This window comes from Brevibacterium siliguriense (assembly GCF_900105315.1).
GTDB classification, from domain to species: Bacteria; Actinomycetota; Actinomycetes; order Actinomycetales; family Brevibacteriaceae; genus Brevibacterium; species Brevibacterium siliguriense.
Genome location: NZ_LT629766.1, coordinates 2,508,441 through 2,530,407, shown reverse-complemented (window position 1 = coordinate 2,530,407; position 21,967 = coordinate 2,508,441). Strand labels below are relative to the sequence as shown.

At 65.5% G+C, this 21,967-nt stretch carries 20 protein-coding genes and 1 tRNA gene; 7 read left to right on the top strand and 14 right to left on the bottom strand.

Annotated features, from left to right (window positions below):
• Positions 1 to 3: 3 nt before the first annotated feature.
• Positions 4 to 573, top strand: coding sequence for a DMT family transporter (locus BLU88_RS18730; protein ID WP_231939732.1), 570 nt, complete (start codon positions 4 to 6; stop codon positions 571 to 573).
• On the opposite strand, the gene BLU88_RS11180 is transcribed toward BLU88_RS18730, so the two are convergent.
• The 5 genes from BLU88_RS11180 to BLU88_RS11160 form a co-directional block, all read right to left on the bottom strand.
• The gene (locus tag BLU88_RS11180) at positions 527 to 1,834 is read right to left on the bottom strand and encodes a M20/M25/M40 family metallo-hydrolase (RefSeq protein ID WP_092013749.1); all 1,308 of its coding nucleotides are present in this window, start codon (positions 1,832 to 1,834) and stop codon (positions 527 to 529) included. The two genes, BLU88_RS18730 and BLU88_RS11180, sit on opposite strands and share 47 nt — an antisense overlap.
• Positions 1,835 to 2,098: 264 nt before the next feature.
• A tRNA-Leu gene (locus BLU88_RS11175) sits at positions 2,099 to 2,186 on the bottom strand.
• 84 nt (positions 2,187 to 2,270) lie between these two features.
• A complete protein-coding gene (locus BLU88_RS11170) occupies positions 2,271 to 3,122 on the bottom strand; it encodes a MaoC/PaaZ C-terminal domain-containing protein (RefSeq protein WP_092013745.1) in 852 nt (283 codons plus the stop codon).
• Positions 3,119 to 4,471, bottom strand: coding sequence for a 3-oxoacyl-ACP reductase (locus BLU88_RS11165; protein ID WP_092013741.1), 1,353 nt, complete (start codon positions 4,469 to 4,471; stop codon positions 3,119 to 3,121). The genes BLU88_RS11170 and BLU88_RS11165 overlap by 4 nt, the downstream gene beginning before the upstream one ends.
• Positions 4,468 to 5,757: an acetyl-CoA C-acetyltransferase gene (locus BLU88_RS11160; RefSeq protein WP_092013738.1), complete on the bottom strand. Its 1,290-nt coding sequence runs from the start codon at positions 5,755 to 5,757 to the stop codon at positions 4,468 to 4,470. The genes BLU88_RS11165 and BLU88_RS11160 overlap by 4 nt, the downstream gene beginning before the upstream one ends.
• A gap of 58 nt (positions 5,758 to 5,815) precedes the next feature.
• Here BLU88_RS11160 and BLU88_RS11155 point away from each other — a divergent pair, with 58 nt between their 5' ends.
• Positions 5,816 to 6,427, top strand: a complete 612-nt coding sequence (locus BLU88_RS11155) for a TetR/AcrR family transcriptional regulator (RefSeq protein WP_092013735.1) — start codon at positions 5,816 to 5,818, stop codon at positions 6,425 to 6,427.
• Complete coding sequence (locus BLU88_RS11150) at positions 6,424 to 8,463, top strand: acyl-CoA dehydrogenase family protein (protein ID WP_092013732.1); 2,040 nt, start codon at positions 6,424 to 6,426, stop codon at positions 8,461 to 8,463. Before BLU88_RS11155 ends, BLU88_RS11150 begins: the two co-directional genes overlap by 4 nt.
• 99 nt (positions 8,464 to 8,562) lie before the next feature.
• Here the strand turns inward: BLU88_RS11150 and metX are convergent, their stop codons facing one another.
• The 7 genes from metX to BLU88_RS11120 all read right to left on the bottom strand — a co-directional run bounded on the left by metX (position 8,563) and on the right by BLU88_RS11120 (position 17,475).
• Positions 8,563 to 9,597, bottom strand: a complete 1,035-nt coding sequence (gene metX / locus BLU88_RS11145) for a homoserine O-acetyltransferase MetX (RefSeq protein WP_092013729.1) — start codon at positions 9,595 to 9,597, stop codon at positions 8,563 to 8,565.
• Between the two features lies 1 nt (position 9,598).
• A complete protein-coding gene (locus tag BLU88_RS11140) occupies positions 9,599 to 10,921 on the bottom strand; it encodes an O-acetylhomoserine aminocarboxypropyltransferase/cysteine synthase family protein (protein ID WP_092013725.1) in 1,323 nt (440 codons plus the stop codon).
• 208 nt (positions 10,922 to 11,129) lie between these two features.
• Positions 11,130 to 11,543 (bottom strand): hypothetical protein, encoded by a 414-nt coding sequence (locus tag BLU88_RS19150; RefSeq protein ID WP_407922830.1) that lies wholly within the window; start codon positions 11,541 to 11,543, stop codon positions 11,130 to 11,132.
• Complete coding sequence (locus tag BLU88_RS11135; RefSeq protein WP_407922829.1) at positions 11,525 to 14,563, bottom strand: error-prone DNA polymerase; 3,039 nt, start codon at positions 14,561 to 14,563, stop codon at positions 11,525 to 11,527. The genes BLU88_RS19150 and BLU88_RS11135 overlap by 19 nt, the downstream gene beginning before the upstream one ends.
• Before the next feature lie 46 nt (positions 14,564 to 14,609).
• Entirely contained in the window at positions 14,610 to 16,262 is a 1,653-nt protein-coding gene (locus tag BLU88_RS11130) for a DNA polymerase Y family protein (RefSeq protein ID WP_092013722.1), read from the bottom strand.
• Entirely contained in the window at positions 16,252 to 17,094 is an 843-nt protein-coding gene (locus BLU88_RS11125) for a DNA recombination/repair protein RecA (protein WP_231939368.1), read from the bottom strand. Before BLU88_RS11125 ends, BLU88_RS11130 begins: the two co-directional genes overlap by 11 nt.
• A 39-nt stretch (positions 17,095 to 17,133) precedes the next feature.
• Positions 17,134 to 17,475: a hypothetical protein gene (locus tag BLU88_RS11120; RefSeq protein ID WP_092013719.1), complete on the bottom strand. Its 342-nt coding sequence runs from the start codon at positions 17,473 to 17,475 to the stop codon at positions 17,134 to 17,136.
• Between the two features lie 395 nt (positions 17,476 to 17,870).
• On the opposite strand from BLU88_RS11120, the gene BLU88_RS11115 reads away from it, so the two are divergent.
• From BLU88_RS11115 to BLU88_RS11105, 3 genes are read left to right on the top strand one after another with little or no spacing between them, the layout of a single operon-like run.
• A complete protein-coding gene (locus BLU88_RS11115; protein WP_092013715.1) occupies positions 17,871 to 18,551 on the top strand; it encodes a class I SAM-dependent DNA methyltransferase in 681 nt (226 codons plus the stop codon).
• Positions 18,552 to 18,558: 7 nt separating this feature from the next.
• Positions 18,559 to 19,023, top strand: coding sequence for a tRNA (cytidine(34)-2'-O)-methyltransferase (locus BLU88_RS11110; protein ID WP_092013712.1), 465 nt, complete (start codon positions 18,559 to 18,561; stop codon positions 19,021 to 19,023).
• Between the two features lie 45 nt (positions 19,024 to 19,068).
• Positions 19,069 to 19,893 carry a PfkB family carbohydrate kinase gene (locus BLU88_RS11105; RefSeq protein ID WP_092013710.1) on the top strand — a complete coding sequence of 275 codons (825 nt, stop codon included), beginning with the start codon at positions 19,069 to 19,071 and terminating at the stop codon, positions 19,891 to 19,893.
• 155 nt (positions 19,894 to 20,048) lie between these two features.
• Here the strand turns inward: BLU88_RS11105 and BLU88_RS11100 are convergent, their stop codons facing one another.
• Positions 20,049 to 20,303, bottom strand: a complete 255-nt coding sequence (locus tag BLU88_RS11100) for a type B 50S ribosomal protein L31 (protein WP_009375892.1) — start codon at positions 20,301 to 20,303, stop codon at positions 20,049 to 20,051.
• A gap of 177 nt (positions 20,304 to 20,480) precedes the next feature.
• Here BLU88_RS11100 and BLU88_RS11095 point away from each other — a divergent pair, with 177 nt between their 5' ends.
• Positions 20,481 to 21,032 (top strand): YbaK/EbsC family protein, encoded by a 552-nt coding sequence (locus tag BLU88_RS11095; protein WP_092013708.1) that lies wholly within the window; start codon positions 20,481 to 20,483, stop codon positions 21,030 to 21,032.
• Between the two features lie 63 nt (positions 21,033 to 21,095).
• Here the strand turns inward: BLU88_RS11095 and BLU88_RS11090 are convergent, their stop codons facing one another.
• Entirely contained in the window at positions 21,096 to 21,866 is a 771-nt protein-coding gene (locus tag BLU88_RS11090) for a phosphatase (RefSeq protein WP_231939367.1), read from the bottom strand.
• Positions 21,867 to 21,967: the final 101 nt, after the last annotated feature.

Here is a 21,967-nt window from a genome sequence, read left to right as displayed (position 1 = left end):
GGTGTGCTGCGCATCCTCGGCGTGCTCATCGTGCTCGCCTCCTTGGCTTTCGCCGCCGGTGATCGTCTGCAGTCGGGAATCGGGTTGTGGGCTCCCCTGCTGCCTTTCGTATCCGGCTCGCTGACGAGTGTGCAGCAGGCGTTCAACGGCCATATCCGTGCCGCCACCAGGTCCGCCGTGGTCGCGACGACGGTGAACTTCACCGTCGGTTTCCTCGCACTCATCATCGGCACGCTCGTCCTGCTCGTGACCGGGATACCCTGGCGCAGTTTCCCCAGCGCGCCGGATCAATGGTGGATCCTCCTCGGCGGCGCCTTCGGGGTGGTCTTCATCGCTCTGACGACGGTGACCGTGGCAAGGCTCGGCGTGCTGCTGCTCAGCCTGTTCGCGCTCTTCGGCAACCTCGTCGGAGCATTGGCACTCGATGTGCTGCTGCCGATCCCGGGCTCCGACGTCACTCTGACCACGGTGCTCAGCGCCGCCGGAGTGCTCGTCGGGATCGTCGTGACAGTTCTGCCCGTCCCGATCAGGCCTTCATCAGGAAGTCGCCGAGAACCCGCGTCCCGAACTTGAGCGCCGAGATCGGCACCCGCTCATCGACGCCGTGGAACATGGCAGGGAAGTCGAGATCACCCGTGAGCTGGAGCGGGGCGAAGCCGTAGCCGGTGATGCCGAGTTCGGCCATCGACTTGTTGTCCGTACCTCCGGAGAGCGTGTAGGGCAGAACGTTGGCGCTCGGATCATCGGCAAGCAGGCTCTTCTGCATCTGCGCGACCAGCGGAGTGTCGAACGGTGACTCCAGCGCGTCGCCTTCATCCTCGGCCGTGATGTCGATGCCCTCCCCCGCGAGCTCCTTGATCCTCAACATCACGTCCTCGTGCTGGCCCGGCAGTGTGCGGCAGTCGACGTAGGCGGTCGCGGTGCCCGGGATGACATTGTGTTTGTATCCGGCTTCGAGGAATGACGGGTTGGAGGTGTTCTGCAAGGTCGGGGCCACGAACTTCTCGACCGACCCGAGCTCGGCGAGCAGCTGCGGGATGCTCTCCGCCGTGAATTCGATTCCAGTGAGCTCCGAGACGCCTTCGAGCAGCTTCCGGGTGGCCAGGGGGATCTCCTGGGGCCATGGGTGGTTGCCGATCCGGGTGATCGCTGCGGCGAGTCGCGTGACGGGGTTATCGTCATTGCGCTGGGATCCGTGTCCCGCGGTGCCGTGGGCGATGAGGTTGAGCCAGGCCAGTCCCTTCTCCGCAGTCTGGATGAGGTAGACGCGCTGCCCGCGGATATCGACGGAGTAGCCGCCGACCTCGGAGATCGCCTCTGTGGCTCCGGCAAACAGTTCGGGACGATTGCGCACCATATGCCGCGCACCGAAATTGCCTCCGGCCTCCTCGTCGGCGAAGAACGCGATCACGAGGTCCCGGCGAGGGGTGAGTCCTTGAGCCAGCATGGCACGAATGGAGGCGACGATCATTGCGTCCATATCCTTCATGTCCACAGCGCCGCGGCCCCACAGAAGCCCGTCCTTGATGACACCTTCGAACGGATCGACGCTCCAGTCCTCCGCGGCCGCCGGAACGACGTCGGTGTGGCCGTGGACGACGAGTGCCGGAGCTTCCGGATCGGAGCCCTTGACGCGGGCGACGAGGTTGGCCCGCCCTGGGGAGGATTCGACGATTTCGGACTTCAGGTCCACCTCGGCGAGCCAGGAGGCGATGAGTTCGGCTGCCGGGAGCTCAGGGTTGGCTTTGTTCCCGCCCCAGTTCTGGGTGTCGATTCGGATGAGCTGACGGCACAGTTCGGTGACTTCGTCCTCTGCGGCACTGAAATCAAACACGGGGACTCCCCTCGATGGTGGGTGGATCACGCGGCAGTGCTGTGATCGGCCTGACAGTCACAACCGTATCCCAACCGTGGGCGGGACTCACAGGTCAGATGACGTGTATCAGCGGGTCCGAAGTTCAAAGGTGGTGATCTCGATCAGTGCGTATGATCTTTCGACCCGCGGAAGCCCCTGCATCCCCGAAGTTTGGGGGGGGACATCCAGCCTCGAATACGAAGATGGCCCCCGGATCGAAATCCGGAGGCCATCTCCTCGTTGTGCGCGAAGGGGGACTTGAACCCCCACGCCCGATAAGTTGGGCACTAGCACCTCAAGCTAGCGCGTCTACCAATTCCGCCACTCGCGCTGGCAACAGAGATAACTTTACATGCGCGAAACGGTGTCGCAAAATCGAAATCGGCTTTTGTGACGCACTGCACTTCTTCAGGCATCAGTCGAGGTGTGCCACCTGCGAGAGGACGTGCGGTTTGCCCGTCTTCAAGTCGAAGACGGCCGACTGCGAGGCCTCATGACGACGCCCCTCGGTCAAGGCATAGCCGACCGTGCCTGGCAGCAGGATCGGCTTGGCGAAGGACACATCCCAGCGGTAGGACTCGAGACGGGGATCCATCGCCGAGAACACCCGTGAGGCGCTGTACATCCCGTGGGCGATCTGCTTCGGGAACCCGAATCCCTTCGCGGCCAGACCGTTGAGGTGGATCGGATTGTAGTCACCGGAGACCTTCGCATAGCGCTGGCCGATGATCGGGTCCAGACGCCACAGAGCACTCGGCTGCGGTGCGGTGAATTCGAGGTGCGGCACCTGCGCCTTCGGCTTGGCTCCCGACAGCTTCCGCCCCTTGGCCAGGTATGTGGAGACCTCGTTCATCACGGGGCGCCCGTCGACCGTCGCCTCGAGCTGAACCTCGATAGTCGTGCCCTTCGTATGTTCGAAGGGCCCGCCGAGTTCGATGTGGAAGTCCACGACCTCGCCGAGTCGGGCCTGCGAATGCATATCGACGCGGTTGTGGATGTGCACCATCCCCATCATCGGCAGCGGCACTTCGGGATCGGCCAGCAGCTGCATGCTCAGCGGGAAGCCGAGGATATGCAGATAGCCGGGGTGGACGATATCGTCCAGGCTGTGGCCGACGACATGGGCGAAGCCCGCATACGCGACCGGTTCGAGCGGAATGCTGCGGTCGATCGCATAGTCCGGCAGCTCCGGACCGGTGCGCGATCCCACCGGCAGGGTCTTGAGCAGGGCTCGAGCGTAGATCGGAAGCATCGAATCCGCCATCATGCACCCACCATGTTCTGACCGCACACGCGCAGTGTCTGTCCATTGATGCCGCGGGCTCCGCTGGATGCGAGGAAGCCGATGGCCTCGGCGACGTCGATCGGCTGACCACCCTGCTGCAGGCTCGAGAGCCGGCGCGCAACCTGACGGGTCAGTGTCGGCATCTTCGCGGTCATATCCGTTTCGATGAACCCGGGTGCGATCGCGTTGATCGCTCCCCCGCGGGCAGCGAAGTCCTCCGCCGAGGCAGCAGTGAGTCCGATGACCCCGGCCTTCGAGGTCGCGTAGTTCGTCTGCCCGCGGTTGCCCGCGATTCCCGAGGTCGAGGCCAGGGAGACGACCTGCGCGCCCTCAGCGAAGAGTCCCTTCTCAGCCAGGCGGGCATTGATCATCGTCTGCGCGGCGATGTTGACGGCGATGACGGAATCCCATTTGGCCGCATCCATGTTCGCCAGCATCTTGTCGCGGGTGATGCCCGCGTTGTGGACGAGGATGTCCACGGGACCTCCGAGCGCTTCGGTGATCTTGTCCGGGGCGTCGGCCGAAGTGATGTCGAGCTGCAGCGACTTGCCGCCGATCCGGTTCATCACCTGCGCCAGGGCCTGACCGGCCTGCGGCATGTCCACACCTATGACATAGGCGCCGTCGCGAGCGAGATTCTCCGCGATCGCGGCTCCGATCCCGCGTGCGGCTCCGGTGACCACGGCGGTGCGTCCGGACAACGGGCCGGCGTCACCGGTGGACATGAATTCGTCCAGGCTCAGTCGCTGACCGGCGTCGGAGGACACCGTGAGGAACTGTCCGGAGACATAGGCGGATTTTCCCGAGAGCAGGAACCACAGGGCCGCTGCCACCGAGGGGGCGGTGAGGTCGACGCCGTCGAGGAGGATTCCGTTGGCGGTGGCGCCGGCGCGCATCTCGTGGGCGACCGACCGGGTGAAGCCGGTGATGCCCTGTGTGGTGGCGGCCTGTTCTGGAGTCTGATTCTGCGCATCCGGAGCCGTCGAAATGGTGATCACGCGACCGCAGGCAGCCAGTGAGCGCAGTGCGGCTCCGACCTCGAGGACGACCGGTGACAGGTCCGCCGGGGACTGCGCATAGTCGAGGACGGCGATGATGGCCCGCAGTTTCTCGCCGGTCTGTGCGTTGCGGCGGACCTCGAGTCCGTTCTCCAGCAGCTGATCGGCCAGGCCCTGGGCTCCGGGGCCGGTGCCGAGGACGAGGACCGGCTGCTTCTCATATGACGCCGGGGTCGAGCCGAAGCGGTTGAGTTCGACCGGCTGCGGCAGGCCGAGGGTCTTGGCGACCTGCTTCAGCGGTCCGTTGACGAGGGAGAGATAGGTGTCTTTCATGCTGCCTCCACAATCGCGGTCAGTCCCTGTCCGCCTGCTGCGCAGATCGAAACCAGGGAGCGCTTCTTGCCGGTGGTCTTCAGGTACTTGGCGGTGGTGGCGATGATGCGTCCGCCGGTGGCCGCGAAGGGATGGCCGGCGGCCAGGCTCGAGCCCAGCGGGTTGAGCTTGTCACGGTCGATGGTGCCCAGCGCCGCATCGAGACCGGCCTTGTCCTTGCAGAACTCCTCGGATTCCCAGGCTGCCAGGTGCGAGAGCACGGTCGAGGCGAAGGCCTCGTGGATCTCGAAGACGTCGAAGTCGTCGAAGGTCAATCCGTTGCGAGCCAGCAGGCGCGGCACGGCATAGGCGGGAGCCATGAGCAGCCCCTCTGCACCGTCGACGAAATCGACGGCGGCGGCTTCGGCATCGACGAGTCGCGCCAGCGGGGTGAACCCGTGTTCGGCGGCCCAGTCCTCACTGCCCAGAAGCACCGAGGAGGCACCGTCGGTCAGCGGTGTCGAGTTGCCTGCGGTCATGGTCGCCTCGGCGGCGAGCTTTTTGCCGAAGACCGGGTTGAGCTTCGCCAGCGCTTCCACGGTCGAATCGGCACGCATGTTCGTATCGCGGCTGACCCCGAGGTATGGGGTGGTGAGGTCGTTGAAGAATCCGGAGTCCCAGGCCGCGGCGAGGTTCTTGTGCGAGGCCACGGCGAGTTCGTCCTGAGCCTGTCGGCTGATGCCCCATGCTGCCGTGGTGATCGCCTGGTGCTCTCCCATGCTCAGCCCGGTGCGCGGTTCGCCCGTGGACGGCGCCTGCGGTGCGAGGTAGGCGGGGCGGATCTGGGAGGCGATCTTCGCCTTCTGCACCATCGTCTTCGCACGAGTGAGTTCGAGGAGGATCTCGCGCATCGAATCGTTGATGACGATCGGCGCGTCGGAGGTCGAATCCACGCCCGAGGCGATTCCGGATTCGATCTGTCCGGCGTTGATCTTGTTGTTGAGGCTGACCACGGCTTCGAGGCCGGTGGCGCAGGCCTGACCGAGGTCGAAGGCAGGGGTCGTCGGCGCCAGGGCGGAGCCGAGCACGGCTTCCCGGGTGAGGTTGAAGTCCTTCGAGTGCTTGAGGACGGCGCCTCCGGAGACCTCGCCGATGTTCTCTCCGGCCAGTCCGAAGCGGGCGACGAGCCCGTCGATGGCCGAGGTGAGCATATCGAGGTTCGTGGCCTTCGCGTACTGCTTGTTCGAGCGGGCGAAGGGAATTCGGTTGCCGCCGAGGATGACGGCGCGATTGTTGGGAGCGGACATGTGCACCTCCGAGTGATTGATTTAGCCGATACCGACAGTACCTGATACTGTCGGTTACATGAAATCGATCACAGACGGTCGCTCGACGAGGTGGCAGAAGCATCGCGATGAACGTCGTCGCGAACTGCTGCGCTCCGTGCGGCTCGTCGTCGACGCACACGGCGACGATATGTCGATGGAGCAGATCTCGGAGGCGACCGGAACGTCGAAGTCGGTTCTCTACCGTTACTTCACCGACCGGGCGGGTCTCCAGTCAGCCATGGGCGAATGGGCGATGGGCGTCATCGTCCGGTCTCTCGATGAGGCTGCGGCCGCCTCGGCGAAGGGCGAGTCCACACCTGCGGCGGAGGAGTCCTTGGCCGCGATGATCCGGGCCTTCGTCACCCTCGCCGCGGATTCGCCGAATATCTATCGCTTCTGCGACACCGCGGTCAATCGGTTCGCGCCCGAGGAGACCGGCGGTTTCTTCAATTCCATCGCCGCACTGCTGGCCGAACGCCTCGATCTGAGCGGCGAGCAGGCACAGCTGTGGTCGGCCGGAGCGATCGGATTCGTCCGCGCCGCCACCGAGACCTGGCTGTCCCGACCGGAACGGCCCGAGGAATTCGCAACCACGATCACCCATTGGCTCTGGGCAACCCTGCCCGAACAACGAGGAGTAGAACAATGAAGCTGTCTCTTGACCCGAAGGCCATCAACGACGTCCTCGACGGACATTGGGCAGAAGCTCGCCGTCGCGGACGGTCCATTGCGGAGGAGCCGTCGACGCACGACGACCCAGCCGATGATCTCGATACCGCGCGGGCGAAGACTCTCGACGGAGTCATGAAGATGGCGGAGACCGGTCTGCCGCTGACCGGACTGTCCCCGGAGATGGGTGGGAAGAACGAACACGCCACGAACATCGCCGGCTTCGAAGAGACCGTCACATCCAACCCCAGCCTGCAGATCAAGGCCGGCGTCCAGTTCGGCCTCTTCGGCGGGGCGATCCTCCACCTCGGAGATGAAGAGCAGCACCACAAGTGGCTGCTCGACGCTCAGACCGGTCGTCTGCTGGGATCGTTCGCGATGACGGAGATCGGACACGGCTCCGATGTTGCGAATGTCGCGACCACCGCCACCTATGACGAGGCGACGGAAGAGTTCGTCATCGACACCCCCTTCCGGGCCGCCACGAAGGAATTCATCGGCAATGCCGCCCGCGATGCCAGGGCCGCCGTCGTCTTCGCCCAGCTCATCACCAAGGGAGTCAAGCACGGAGTGCACGCCTTCTTCGTGCCCGTCCGCGACGAGGCCGGCGAGCCGATGCCAGGAATCTCGATCGAAGACGACGGATACAAGGGCGGACTCAAGGGTGTCGACAACGGTCGCATCGGCTTCGACTCCGTGCGGATCCCGCGTACCAACCTGCTCAACCGCTATGGGGTCGTCACCGCTGACGGCACGTACTCCTCCCCCATCGAATCGCCGGGACGCCGCTTCTTCACGATGCTCGGCACGCTGGTCCAGGGCCGCGTCTCGCTCGACGGCGCCTCCGTGGTCGCATCGAAGCTCGCTCTCGACATCGCCGTGCGCTACGGGCTCGAACGCAAGCAGTTCACTTCCGGCGATGACTTCGCCGAGACGACTCTGCTCGACTACGGCCAGCATCAGCGCCGACTCATGCCGGCCCTCGCCGCCGTCTATGCCTCGGCATTCGCGCACGAGAAGCTGCTGACTTCGTTCGAAGAGGTCTTCGCCGGTGCCGATGACTCCGAGGAGAACCGGGCTCTGCTCGAGACCCGGGCCGCCGCATTCAAGGCCGATTCGACCTGGATGGCCCTCGACGTCATCCAGGAGTGCCGTGAGGCCTGCGGCGGTGCCGGATTCATGGCGGAGAACCGCCTCGTGGGACTGCGCGCCGACCTCGACGTCTATGTCACCTTCGAAGGCGACAACACGGTGCTGCTGCAGCTTGTGGCCAAACGTCTCCTCGGCGATTATGCGAATGAGTTCGCGCATCTCGACGTCGGTGGTGCCGCCCGGTTCATCGGCACCCAGGCGGCCGAGCACACGCTCTACCGCACCGGTCTGGCCAATGCCGGACGTGCGATCTCGGATGCGCTGACCCCGAACCTCGGTGACAGGAGGATCCGATCGGGACGCCTGCAGCGGACTCTGCTCGAAACCCGCGTGGAGGTCATGGTCGCCGGAGTCGCCCAGGCGCTGCGTCCGGCCACGAAGATGCCAGCTGCGCAGGCCGCCGACCTGTTCAACGTCCACCAACACGAGCTCATCGAGACGGCACGCGCCTATGTCGAACTCGAGAAGTGGAAGGCTCTGGACGAGAAGATGAGGGAGCAGACCGACGCCGATCAGGCGAAGGTCTTCCGTCGCCTGCGTGACACCTACGGTCTCGGGCTGATCGAGAAGCACATGGCCTGGCACCTCATGTACGGTCGCCTGCCGATGTCGCGTGCACGCCAGATCAACGAGACGCTGAACAGTCTGTGCAAGAAGCTCGCGGCCAATGCCCTCGACCTCGTCGAGGCATTCGGCTACTCAGACGTCCACCGTCGGGCCACCATCGCCACCGGTGTCGAAGCCGAGCGTCAGGCCGAAGCCGCCGACTACTACCGTCGGGCGCGCGCACATCAGGACTTCCCGGTCGACGAGAAGCAGCTGCGCAAGGCCGCGAAGAAGAAGGCGAAGGCCGCCGCGAAGTGATCGCTCGGCCTTGATCCCAGCACACCAGAAAGCCCCGCAGCGAACGGTCTGCGGGGCTTTCTGGTGCTTGAAGCGGTTGCGATCGGTCTGCGGCCTCACTCAGTCGGCGAGGAAGTCGGCGAGCACCGTGGAGATCTTCTCAGTCTCGGTGAGGAACCCGTCGTGGCCGACCGGGGAGTCGATGACGTCGTGCCGGACTCTCCCGGGCAGCGCCTCGGCGAGGATGCCCACTTGGTCCGGCGGGAACAGCCGGTCCGAGGACACGGAGACCACGAGGTTGTCGGTGCAGGCATCGGCCAGTGCGACCTTGAGATCGGCGGAGCGACCCCGGCGCACATCATGATCGCGCAGGGCGCGGGTGAGCACGATGTAGCTGTGCGGGTCGAACCGGGCGGTGAGCTTCTTAGCCTGGTGGTCCAGGTAGGAGGTCACCTCGTAGTAGTCATCCGAACGCAGCCGACGGGAGAAGCGTTCGTTGAGGTCGACATCGTTGCGATACGTCAGATGCGCGATCTGCCGGGCCAAGCCGAGGCCGTGGCCGGGAAAGCTGCCGACGGCCGAATAGTCACCGGAATAGTAGTCGGCGTCGAGTTCGATCGCGCGTTCCTGCATCATCGCCCAGGCGATCTGGTCTGCTTCGCAGAAGGCCGGCGCGGCGATGACCGCGCATTTGCGGACCTTCCGTTTGTCCAGCAGAGCGAACTCCAGCGCCCTGGCACCTCCCATGGATCCGCCGATGACGGCGACCCAGGAGTCGATGCCGAGGATCTGGGCGAGGTTGTGCTCCAGGCGGGCCATATCGCGGATCGAGACCCGCGGGAATCGGGATCCGTAGGCCAGGCCGTCGTCGTAGGTCGACTGCGGCCCGGTCGTGCCCGAGCAGCCCCCGAGGGAGTTCGCGCACACCACGAAGTACTTGTCGGTGTCCACGGCTTCCCCGGGACCGACGACACCCGCCCACCATTCGGTGACGTGGGTGTCGCCGGTCAGAGCATGTTCGATGAGGATCGCATTCGACCGGTCGGCGTTGAGGGTGCCGAAGGTCTCATAGGCGATCTCGACCGTGCCGAAGGTGTGCCCCGAGTCTGTGCCGAAGCCCAGGATCCGTTCGACGGAGGTGCTCTGGGTGGTCATCTCAGGCCGCGGCCGACGCCTTCGCCGCTGCCGCTGCGAAGCCCTTGTCGAGGTCGCCGATGATGTCGTCGATGCCTTCGATTCCCACGGACAGGCGCACCAGTGCCGGGTTGACTCCGGCCGCCTTCTGGGCTTCTTCGTCGAGCTGAGCGTGCGTGGTCGAGGCCGGGTGGATGACGAGCGAGCGGACGTCGCCGATGTTCGCCACCAGCGAGTGCAGTTCGAGGGCGTCGACGAAGGCCACAGCTGCGTCGTATCCGCCGGCGATGTCGAAGGCGAGCACCGATCCCACACCGTTCGGCAGGTACTTCTTGGCCAGGTGGTTCCAAGGGCTCGACTCGAGTCCGGCGAAGGCGACGCGGTCGACCTGGCTGTGGGCCTCGAGGTAGGCGGCGACCTTGTCCGCGTTCTCGACGTGGCGTTCGATGCGCAGGCTCAGGGTCTCGATGCCCTGGGCCAGCAGGAACGCATTCGTCGGGCTGAGCGAGGGTCCGAGGTCACGCAGGCCCTGCACGCGGGCCTTGAGTCCGAAGGACACGTTCACTCCGAAGGCTCCGTCGGCGCCGAGGTCCCGGGCGAAGACGAGTCCGTTGTAGGACGCGTCGGGTTCGTTGAAGCCGGGGAAGCGCTCTGGGTAGGCGCCGTAGTCGAAGTTTCCGCTGTCGACGAGGACTCCGGCAACGGAGTTGCCGTGGCCGCCGAGGTACTTCGTAGCGGAATGGAGCACAACGTCGGCACCGAACTCGATCGGACGCACGAGGTAGGGGCTGGCGAGCGTGTTGTCGACGAAGAGCGGCACGCCGGCCTCGTGGGCGATTCCGGCGATCGCCTCGATGTCGAGGATGTCCGAGCGCGGGTTCGACACGACCTCGCCGAAGAGGAGCTTCGTGTTGTCCTGGATCGCGTTCTTCCAGGCTGTGTGGTCATCGACGTCGACGAAGGTGGTTTCGATTCCGAGCTTGCGCAGGGTGACATCGAAGAGGTTGACGGTTCCGCCGTAGAGGCTGGAGCTGGCCACGATGTGGTCACCGGCTCCGGCGACGTTCGTGATCGCGAGGAAGGCCGCGGACTGGCCCGAGGCGGTGAGGACGGCATGGACGCCGCCCTCGAGATCGGCGATGCGGTTCTCGACGACCTCGTTCGTCGGGTTCGTCAGGCGGCTGTAGACGGGACCGACGTCGGTCAGCGCAAAGCGCGCTGCGGCGTGGTCGACGTCGTTGAACACGAACGAGGTGGTCTGGTGGATCGGCAGGGCGCGCGAACCGGTGACCGGGTCGGGTGCCTGTCCGGCATGGATCTGACGGGTTTCGAATGCCTGGGTCATGGTGACTCTCCTCTGTGAGTGCGGTGGCGGTGTCGCTGGTTGAGGCGATGTGATGTGTCTACTGTCATCGACTTCTCCGGCTCACTCCCGCCTGTCTGTCATGTTGGCGTCATCATGTGTCATCTTTCGTCACACCCGGACGTGTTCTTATGCCGGGCCTCGCCCCGGCGCTCCGCCGCTGCCGGTGACGTCGAGGCCACCGGAGAAGTCACCGGAAGTTCCGCGCCTTCGTCGGCAGCCGCACTTCGAGGGGGATGAGTTTGTGTGCGTAGAGGCTCACCACGTCTCCCCCGCGTTGGATGAGCCCGGTGACGACGAGTGCATTGCGGGAGGTCGCGACCGTGCGGAAGCGTTTCATCAGCCCGGCCGTGGCCACGACGTTGAGCATCCCGAATTCGTCTTCGAGGTTGATGAAGGTGATCCCCGAGGCGGTCGCCGGGCGCTGCCGGTGGGTGACGATCGCGGCGACCGTCATCCGGGTTCCGTCCGCGGCGGCCGCCGCATCCGCGGTCGATGAGTATCCGCGGGCGATCAGCGTCTCGCGCAGGATCTCCGTGGGGTAGCCGTCGACGGTGATCCCGGTGGAGAAGAGCTCGGCCAAGGTCACGTCGAAGGCATCCATGGCCGGCAGGGTCGGGGCCGAGTCCACGCTCGCCGTCCCCGGCAGCAGCCCCGGATGGGCACCGGCGACTCCCCGGCCAGCCACAGCGCCTGCCGTCGGTCGAGGTCGAACCCGGACAGGGCTCCAGCTGTGGCAAGGGATTCCAGAGCCTGTCTGCCGATTCCGGTGCGCTCGGCCAGGTCCGCCACCGAGGTGAACGGTGCGTTGTCGCGTTCGGTCACGATCACCTCGGCGAAGGAGCCGACATGTGCGACGGTGTCCAGTCCCAAACGGATCCCCAGCTCCCCCGCTGAGGCGGTGCCCCCGTCCCAGGCCGCCGCCTCGGTGATGGTGTGCCCCGGTTTCCCGGGTCCGACCCGTTCGAGGTCCGTGGCCGCCTGCGAACGGCGGATGTCGACGGGCAGGATCGGCACCTCATGCCGGCGGGCGTCGGCGATGAGGGACTGCGGGGAGTAGAAGCCCATCGGCTGGCTGCGCAGCAGTCCGGCGGTGAAAGCCGCATGGTGGTGGTATTTGAACCAGGCGGACTGATAGACGAGGTTCGCGAAGCTGATGGCATGTGATTCGGGGAATCCGTAGTTCGCGAAGGCGGCGATGGTGGAGAAGATCGTCTCGGCGGTGTGCTCATCCACTCCGCGCTCCATGGCACCGGTGCGGAACTTCTCGGCGAGTTCGGCCATCCGCTTCTCCGACCGGCGTGAGCCCATGGCCTGGCGCAGCCGGTCGGCATCGGCCCCGGTGAACCCGCCGACGTCGATGGCCATCTGCATGAGCTGCTCCTGGAACAGGGGCACACCACAGGTCTTGGCCAAGGACTTCTCGAGCAGCGGGTGGAGATATTCGACCTTATCGAGGCCCTGCCGCCGGCGGATATAGGGGTGGACGGAGCCTCCCTGGATCGGTCCCGGTCGGATGAGGGCGACCTGGACGGCGAGGTCGTAGAACGTCGTCGGACGCAGCCGGGGCAGAGTGGCCAGTTGAGCGCGGGATTCGACCTGGAAGACCCCGATCGCGTCGGCCCGGCAGAGCATCTCGTACACGGCTTCGTCGTCGTCATCGATCTCCGCCCGGTCGATGCGGACCCCGGTGTGACGGTGGACGAGTCCGACCATCTCATGCAGGGCGGTGAGCATGCCCAGACCGAGCAGATCGAACTTGACCAGGTCCATGGCCGCGCAGTCGTCCTTGTCCCATTGGACGACGGTGCGGTGGCCCATCGTCGCCTTCTCGATCGGCACGACTTCGCCGATGGCACGGTCGGCCAGTATCATCCCACCGGAGTGGATGCCCAGGTGGCGTGGGGAGCCGAGCAGATCCTCGGCGACCTCGAGCACCGGGGCGGGCACCGGTGAGTCCTCGGCATCGGGCAGACTCGACCACCGGTTGCTCGACTTCGAGAACGCATCCTGCTGTCCGGGGGCATAGCCGAGGCTGAAGGCGGCGTCCCGGATCGCCGATTTCGCACGGTAGGTGATGACATTGGCGACCTGGGCGGCCCGGTCGCGGCCGAAATGGTCGTAGACGTATTGGATGACCTCTTCGCGGCGGCCGGATTCGATGTCGATGTCGATGTCCGGGTACCCCTTGCGGTCCGGGGACAGGAACCGGTCGAAGAGCAGTCCGTGTTTGACGGCGTCGACGGCGGTGATGCCTAGGACGTAGCAGACCGCGGAGTTCGCCGCCGATCCCCGTCCTTGGCAGAAGATGCCCATATGGCGGCAGAATTCGGTGATGTCGAAGACGATGAGGAAGTATCCGCAGAAGCCCAGCTGCGCGATCATGTCCAGCTCCCGGTCAAGCTGCTCCCAGGCCCGAGGGTTCTCGGCTCGGGTTCCGTAGCGAGTGCGGCCGCGTTCGGCGATGAGACCGCGCAGATATGTCTCCCCCTCCGTCTCATCGGGCATCGGCGCCTTCGGCAGGTCGGGTCGGGCCGAGGAGAGCACGAAGGAGCAGTCCCGACCGATCCGCACTGCATTGTCCAAGGCTCGCCGGGGGAAGCGTGCGAGCATCTCCTCACCGGTGTGGATGCGTGCGCTCGCCGTCGCCGGCAGCCAGCCGGCCAGTTCGTCCAGGGACTTCCGCGACCGCACCGAGGCACGCACTTGGGCCGACTTCCACTCGGCCCGGGTGGCGAAGTGGACGGCGTTGCTGGCCATGATCGGCAGGCCGGTCCGCTGTGCCAGATCGCCGAGGTGGCGCAGCCGTTCGTCGTCATCCGGAGTTCCGTCCCGGCTGAGTTCGACGGCGACCCGGTCGGGTCCGAAGAGTGAGGTGAGTTCGCGCAGAGCGCTGAGCCCGCCGTCGTCGTCGCCCAGCGCTCGTCGCAGCGGACCTTTGCGGCAGCCGGTGAGGATCATCCAGTCGCCGTCCTCGGCTGCGAGTTCTTCGAGGTCGAAGAGCGGACGGTTCTTCTCCCCGCGCAGGTTCGCCTCGGTGATGGTCTGAGAGAGCTGGTGGTAGCCCTCGACGCTGCGGGCGAGGACGAGCAGGTGGGTGGCGTCGGGGTCGGTCTGGCCGGGGATCTTCTCGGCCAGACCGATGGACAGTTCGGAGCCGAACACGGTGTCCAGCCCCACCTCGGCGGCGGCGTGGGCGAAGCGGACAGCACCGTAGAGGCCGTTGTGATCGGTCAGTGCAAGGGAGTTCAGCCCGGCGGCGGCACCGGCGGCGACGAGCTCTTCGGGGTCGGACGCTCCGTCGAGGAAGCTGAACTGAGAATGCACATGCAGCTCCGCCCAGTCCACGCCGCTTCGACGCAGCAGTGGTCCGCTGCCCGGCCCCTGGCCGCTGCCGGCGTCCTTCGGCCGCTGATAGCGGCTGAGTCCGTCCGAACCGCCGGGACCGACCGAGACCTGATAACGGTCGGGGCGGGAGAACGCCGGGGCGTCGGAGCCGTCGGCGTGCTTGTCGACCGGTTTGTCCACGGGCGGCTTGGCGACCGGTGGCTTGTCGACGTCGTCCTTGCCTTCGAGGCGGCGGGCCAGCTTCGACCACGGTGTGCGCGGGTTCGAGAATCCCATCGGGGCTCCTCCTCTCAAGCGGGTTGTCGGGTCAGCGGGGTTTTGATCAGCGGTAACGGCCCGTGAGGTACCACTGACCGTGTTCTTTGCTCAGCAGAAGGGCACGGCCGGCATCGGTGACCACCTGCAGACGGGTTCGGTAGACGGCTCGGTTCGGATCCCACCATCCGGATTCGATGGGCCAGGAACCGGAGTAGTCGGTGATGGTCTCGGTCTGTCCGGTGGGGAATCTGATCGTCGCCGGTACCGCACCCAGCCCCGAGGGGCGTGCCTCCACCGGTGAGCCGTCGGCCGCAAGCACGTCGACGGCGGAGCGTTCGACGGTCGTCGGACGGGGCGCGTGCAGGGCGCCGGGCCAGGGGGCGGCCGGGCTCCGTTCGGGCACGGCCGCCTGCTGCCACGGGGTCCACAGATTCGTCTCGGCAGGGTCCCACCCGCCTTGGATGCCCGGAACCAGGACGGCATCGGGACCGAACAGTCCCTGCAGACGCTCGAGCGTATGGGTGATCTGTCCGGTGTTCTCGTCGAACAGGCTGCGCGTGGCACCGATCGGAGTGGTCAGTTCGGCTGCGATGAGGCGCAGCGCGATGATTCCGTCCTCGGAGAAGTCCTCGGCATCGGGTGCCGGCTCGTCGACGATGTCGAGCGCCTGCGGGTCAGCCTGTGCCGTGCGGGGGTTCTGTCCCGGCCCAGAGCCCTGTTTCGGGCCGGGGCGTCCGGCCCCGGCGCTCACTCCGGCCAGCCAGCCTTCGGCCTGCCACCGCAGACGATCGGCGATCGCGTTCTCCTGCATGTCCTCGATCCGCCAGGTCCGGGACGAGGACTGGCCGTCCGCGGCATCGAGTTCGATCGTGATCTGCGTGCAGACCAGGCCCTGCCTGCGCACCTTGGCCAGCAGATCTGCGCCGAGCTGGCGGGCGAGGAAGCCGAGGGTGTCGCTGCGAGTCGTCGGGGCATCGAGGTCGAGTTCGACGTCGAGCTGTTCACCGCGGACATGATCGGCGAGCGGGGCCCCTGCCCGCCCTGAGGCCAGATCGTGCAGATGCCGACCGAAGGCACCGAAGCGTGCGTTCACGTCTTTGGCCCTCAGGCGGGCGAAGTCGCCGAGGGTGCGCAGCCCCAACTGCAGGAAGACCTCGATCAGCGCGGTCGCCTCGGCGCCTGCGTATTCCAGGGTGGTGATCGGCTGGGCGGAGAGGAAGTCCACGGTCTGCCCGGGCTCGACCCGCCGTGCCTGACCGGCGGCGAGGACCGCGGCGAAGACGGTATCGGCGATTCCGGGGAAGAACTCCCATCCGGTGTCGTCGACGAGTGCAGTGACCAGAGTCTCGACAGCACTGGCTTCGTCGGCGTAGCCGTGTCTGAGCGAGTCGAGAGGGAGCGCCAAGGTTCCCGGGCTGAGCAGGGTGAACCGGGCGACGAGGCTGTCGAGGGCACCGACCCCGGCACTGAAATGCCGGTTGTCGGCCTCTTCGTCCCAGACCGCGACGTGAGCTTCCGGACAGCGGTATCCCACGGCGCGTCTGTTGTTCCCGGCGGTGATCCCGGCGGCACGGGCCGGAGCATTGGCGGCGATGACCTTGCCGGCGTGGAGGACCGCGACAGGGCGGCCGGGGGCGATGCCGTGTTCGATCGCTGCCGCCACCGCCGGCCAGTCGGGCACGGTGAGCACGAGGGTGCGGGCAGGCTCATCCGACATGGCTGATCACCTGCCGCAGCGCTGTGATCGTCGACCACCGAGGATCGTCGGCTGTGTCCGTGCCCATGTCCGGATCTGTGTCCGGATCTGTGGCCGGACTTGTGGCCGGACTTGTGGCCGGACTTGTGGCCGGGGCAGTGCGTGCTTCGGCTGCAGCGTTCGCAGTCCCCGCGGGGACGCCGCCTGTCACCACTTCCAGCGTCCCCGCGGGGACGCTGGTGGGAGTCCCCGACGGTCCCGGCAGCAGGAACCGGTGGGTTCCCGTCTGCGACCGGGCGCGCACGAGGCAGGACTGCAGGCGTCCGCGACCGTGTTCGGCACCCGACCAGCGGGTGTCGGTGATCTCGATCTGTTCCGTACTGCCGGACATGGGGCGGAGGCTGATGAGGCTCATCCGTCGTTCACGGATCTTCGCCAGGAGTCGGGCCCGTTCCGAAGCACTTGGGGCGAAGCCGGGGTCGACGAGGATGATGTCGAAGGATTCGATGAGGATCGACGCCACTCGCAGCCAGTCCTCACCGGGAGTCGCGAGATTGACGAAATGGTCGAGATCGACGCCGAGGTCGGCGATCGAGGACACCGCGGGTTCGCCGAGTCCGATGCCGGCACACCACTTCTGCTCCCGGGTCGCCGCAGCGATCGTCGCCAGGCCGCAGCTCAGCGACAGCTCACCGCTGACGGTGACGAGTTCCCCGCGCGGCAGACCACCGCGACGGAACAGCGGAGAGAGCACAGGATCCACCGGATGAGGTGGGATCTTGTCGAACAGCGCCGCAGCCGTGGAGATCCCCGTCTCCCGACTGAGCTGTTCGATCACTGGTGCTGCTGACATGACATCCATTATCGAACTGGTGTTCTAAATTGGCAAGATTCAGACAACAGCTCTGCCCTCCCGGGCGTGTCGCCATTCGGCTTCGAACATCCATGCGATACAGAGGCCGAGGTCAAAGCCGTAACCGCCGCCGACAGTGCCTGGATCGGCCGCTTTCGTGATCTCCTTGACCTCAGCGACGCGAACCGCTGTGTTGAACATCATCCGCCCCCTCACCCGGTTTTCCAGAGGAAGCAGCTGGGAGCCGTCAGGCAGGCAGAAGGCGAAGGCAGCAGGACCGCGCATCGCTCCAGCGAAGTCCGCTCCGGTGTGTTCGATGCGCAGCTGGTATTTGTGCACCACAGTGTGATGTCGGCGACAGAGCAGGATGAGATTATCCATTCGGTCGTTCCGCCCTGCGACCAGGGGAGGATGTGGTGGGCATCGCATCGCCTGCGGGCTCGACAGTCGGGAAGCTGGCAGCAGACATCACGCACGCTCAGCCCTTCGACGTCGGCCGCCTCCGCTTCGATCGGCTCATCGTCTCTCATGATGCTCCCCTCCCGCGGCTTCTTCGGCCCTCCGGTCCGGCGATCCCCTTGACCACCAACCGTGCCTCCACTCTAGGATTCGCCGCTGACACAAGAACTCACTGGATGGCACTCGATTGCATGGATCCGCATTTAGATTCGATTGTGTTTCTTTTCTGCAGGTGACCGAGCTGAACCTCGTGCATCCGGAAGTTCGCCGAACTGACCCGCACTGCTCAAGTCAGCACAGACGGGTACGGTGACGTCATGACTGACGAAGCCCGCGCCCGCGAGGTGCCCACGCGTGATTCCTATGATGCGATCGCACAGACCTACACAGACTGGTTCGCCGATGAGCTCACCGCGAAACCCCATGACCGTGCCGTGCTGGGGGCCTTCTCCGAGCTCGTCCTCGGCACCGGCTCAGCGGAGGTCCTCGACATGAGCTGCGGACCCGGTCGCATCACCACTTTCCTCGCCGCCCTCGGGCTCGAACCGCGCGGACTCGACCTCTCCCCGGCCATGATCGAACTCGCTCAGGAGCTCTATCCGACGCATCAGTTCGACGTCGGGTCGATGACGGCCCTGCCCTATGCCGATGAGTCCTTCTCCGGTCTCGTCGCCTGGTACTCGACGATCCACGTCCCCGAGGATGCGCTGGCCCTCTCCTTCGCCGAGGCGGCCCGTGTCCTCCGCTCGGGCGGTTGGTTCCAGCTGGCGTTTCAGCTCGGCGACCGAATCGATCACTTCTCCGATCTCGCAGGCTTCGACGTCGACCTCGACTTCCACCGGCGCTCGATCGAAGACGTGCTCTCTGCCCTCGAACCGCACGGCTTCACCCCTGCTGCCCGCCTCGAACGCGAACCCGACCGGACCGGCCGCTTCCCGGAGACGACCAGGCAGGGCTATCTGCTCGTGCGCAAGCCAGCCTCTGAGGTGAGAAGATGAGGGGGATATGAATATCGACATCGTCTTCCACACTCCCGAGATCCCCGGCAACACCGGAAACGCAATCCGGCTCGCCGCGGTCACCGGAGCCCATCTTCATCTCGTCGAGCCCCTCGGCTTCGACCTCTCCGACGCGAAGCTGCGCCGCGCCGGACTCGACTACCACGACCTCGCCCATGTCACCGTTCATCCATCGATCGATGAACTGTGGAGCCACCTCGGTGAGCGTCGGGTGATCGCGTTCAGCACGCATACCGACGATTCCTTCGCCGAAGTCGAATACCAAGACGGAGATGTCCTCCTCTTCGGACGCGAGTCAACGGGACTGCCCGACGAGGTGATCACCGACGAACATGTGGACATGACGGTGCGGATCCCGATGCTGCCGGCACGCCGTTCGCTCAACCTGGCGAATTCCGCGTCGATCGCCATCTACGAAGCCTGGCGCCAACACGGCTACGCTGGCGCCTGAACCCGCGTAGACTTCTTCGCGAACGCTTTACCTGAAAGGACCACTATGACCGCAAAGGTGCTCACCGTCGCCGGATCCGACGTATCCGGAGGAGCCGGACTCGAAGCCGACCTGAAGATGTTCGACGAATACGGTGCCTTCGGCACTGCCGCCGTCACCTGCATCGTCACTTTCGACCCAAATGACGGATTCGCCCACGTCCTCGAGTTCATCGAACCCGAGGTCGTCACCCGTCAGCTCGAATCGACGATGGCCGTGCACGAGTTCACCGCCATCAAGTCCGGAATGCTCGGCTCTGTCGATTCGGCACTGGTCCTCGCCGAAAAGCTGAAGACCAACGATCTGCCGTACGTCTTCGACCCTGTGCTCGTGTGCAAGGGCGCAGGCACCATGGTCGACCTCAAAGACCTCTTCGTCGAGAACCTCGTGCCTTTGGCCACCGTCGTCACCCCGAACCTCGAAGAGGCCGCAACCCTGGCCGGGGTCGGCCCCATCGACTCCGTCGAGGGCATGGTCGAGGCCGCGAAGATCATCCACGGGCAGGGAGCGAAGAACGTCGTCGTCAAGGGCGGAGCTCGTCTCGCCGGAGACGATGCCATCGACATCCTCTTCGACGGTGAGACCGTAACCACCCTGCGTTCGCGCAAGGTCAACAACAAGCTCGTCAACGGCGCAGGCTGCTCCTTCGCCTCCTCGATTGCGGCGGGCATCGCCACCGGTCTGGACATCAAGGACGCGGTCGTCTCCGCGAAGGAGAAGGTCGCGCACGGAATCGCGAACTGCCTCGACAACGCCACCGGCGTCGCCTCGCTCTACCATCCGGCGGCTCGGGTGAGCCCCTCCTCCGAGGTCTCAGTCACCATCGACTGATCACTCCTGCCCGGTTGGCGTCCCCGCAGATACGCCAACCGGGCACAGTTCCGGGGCCGCCGTAACGGACACAACCGGCCCGCAGACAGCAGATTGCCCCGCACACTGTTCGGTGTGCGGGGCAATCTGAATAAAGCTGTTGGGAATACCCGAGATCAGCGCTTGCCGAAGCCCTTGTAGCGGTCCTTGAACTTCTCCACGCGGCCGGCGGAGTCGAGGATGCGCTGCTTGCCCGTGTAGAACGGGTGCGAAGCGGACGAGATCTCGACGTCGATCACGGGGTAGGTGTTGCCGTCTTCCCACTCGATGGTCTTGTCGCTCTTAGCGGTGGAGCGGGTGAGGAATTTGGTGCCGGAAGCCAGATCGTTGAACACGATCGGCGCGTATTCCGGATGGATGTCCTTCTTCATTTTCTTACCTCTGCTGAATTCTTTCAGGCGCCTGATATGGGTCCGACCCATCTGCCAGTGCCCGAATTCGTCTGCTGGACACGCTCCGAACCGTAGGAACCGGACACGGAGCGACAGTCAATTCTAACTGATGGGTCCGGACAAAGCGATTCGACACGGATCTCCTAAACTGTGGCCATGAGCACAAAGGAACGCATCTCCACTCAGTTCACCCTGCAGCCGGCCGCAGAAGCGCCCGAGCTCCTCGCCGAAGCCACCGCGACGGCCCTGCCGACGATCTCCGGCGATGTCGACGTCTTCGCCATCGACTCGCAGATCGCAGACACAGCCGCTCTTCTCGGTGCCACGGATCTGCCCCCGGCCACCTCGGCGAACTGCGTCCTCGTCGCTGGTTCGCGGGGCGGCGAGGAGCGCATCGCCGCATGCATGGTGCTCGCGAGCACCCGCGCCGATGTCAACAAACGAGTCAAGAAGCTCCTCGATGTCCGCAAGGCCTCTTTCCTCCCGCTCGAACGCGCCGTCAGCGAATCCGGAATGGAGTACGGCGGCATCGGACCGATCGGACTTCCGGAGAACTACCGCGTGCTCATCGATTCCCGCGTCGCCGAGGCCGACGAACTCATCATCGGTTCCGGAATCCGCGGCTCCAAGCTGATTCTCTCCGGCTCCGCGCTCGCGTCTCTGCCCGGCGCCGAGGTGATCGAGGACCTGGCCAACGACATCGACTGACCTAGTCGCCAGGTCCGGCACCATGCGGAGGTCCAGCGTCGCCCGTCAGTCCGATGCTGCCTGTCAGTTCAGTCCCGCTCGTTCGATGACGTAGTCGATGAGCGGGGCGTAGAGGTTCGGCACGACGTCGTCATCGAGTGGGACGGTCGCTTCGATCTGCCCCTGCGCCTCGGCGACGAAGAGCGCCGGATCATTGCAGTCGGCGTAACCGATGGTCCGCAGTCCCCTGCTCGAGGCGGCTCCGGCCCACCCGTGGTCGGCGACGACGAGGTCGGGGGCGGATCCGCCGCGGGCGGCGATGTCATCGAGCAGCGCATGCACGGGTTCGGCCAGGTGCGTGTGCGGACTGCCGCCGTGCAGGTGCCAGGTCCACACGTTGTTGATCTGGCGGACGTCCCCGCCGATCTCCGGGACCGGGATGAAGTGATCACGGGTGTCGATGACCGCTCCGGCGCCTTTCGCCGCGGTGGCAATTGCCATATGAACAGGCAGGAGTCCTGCAGGGTGTCCGGTGGCGAAGAGGATCTGGCCGCCTGCCCGCGTCACCTCACCGACCGCCTCGGCGAGTCTTTCCAAAGCGTCGATGCAGGCGTCGGTGGAGATCGTGTCCACGCCTTCGACGAAGTCGGGGTCTGGCCGCAGACCACAGCGTTCGACCATGAGCGCGAACACCGAGTCATAGTCCCAGTTCCGAGTGAGTTCGACTCCGAAGTCGAACTGTCGCTCCTGGTCGAGGAAACGGCGGATGTGGGAGAGGTTGTTCTCCCTGGGGGTGGCGACTTCGCCGGTGATCCGTCCGGCTTCGAGGGCAAGGGCTAGAGTGCTGCGGTCCACTGATCTCCTCATTCGGGGCTTTCAGAGCCGGGTTCGGCTCGGCTCAACTCTATCCATCCGAGTTGAACGCTTCTCCACCCGAGGTGAACACGGAGGGAAGC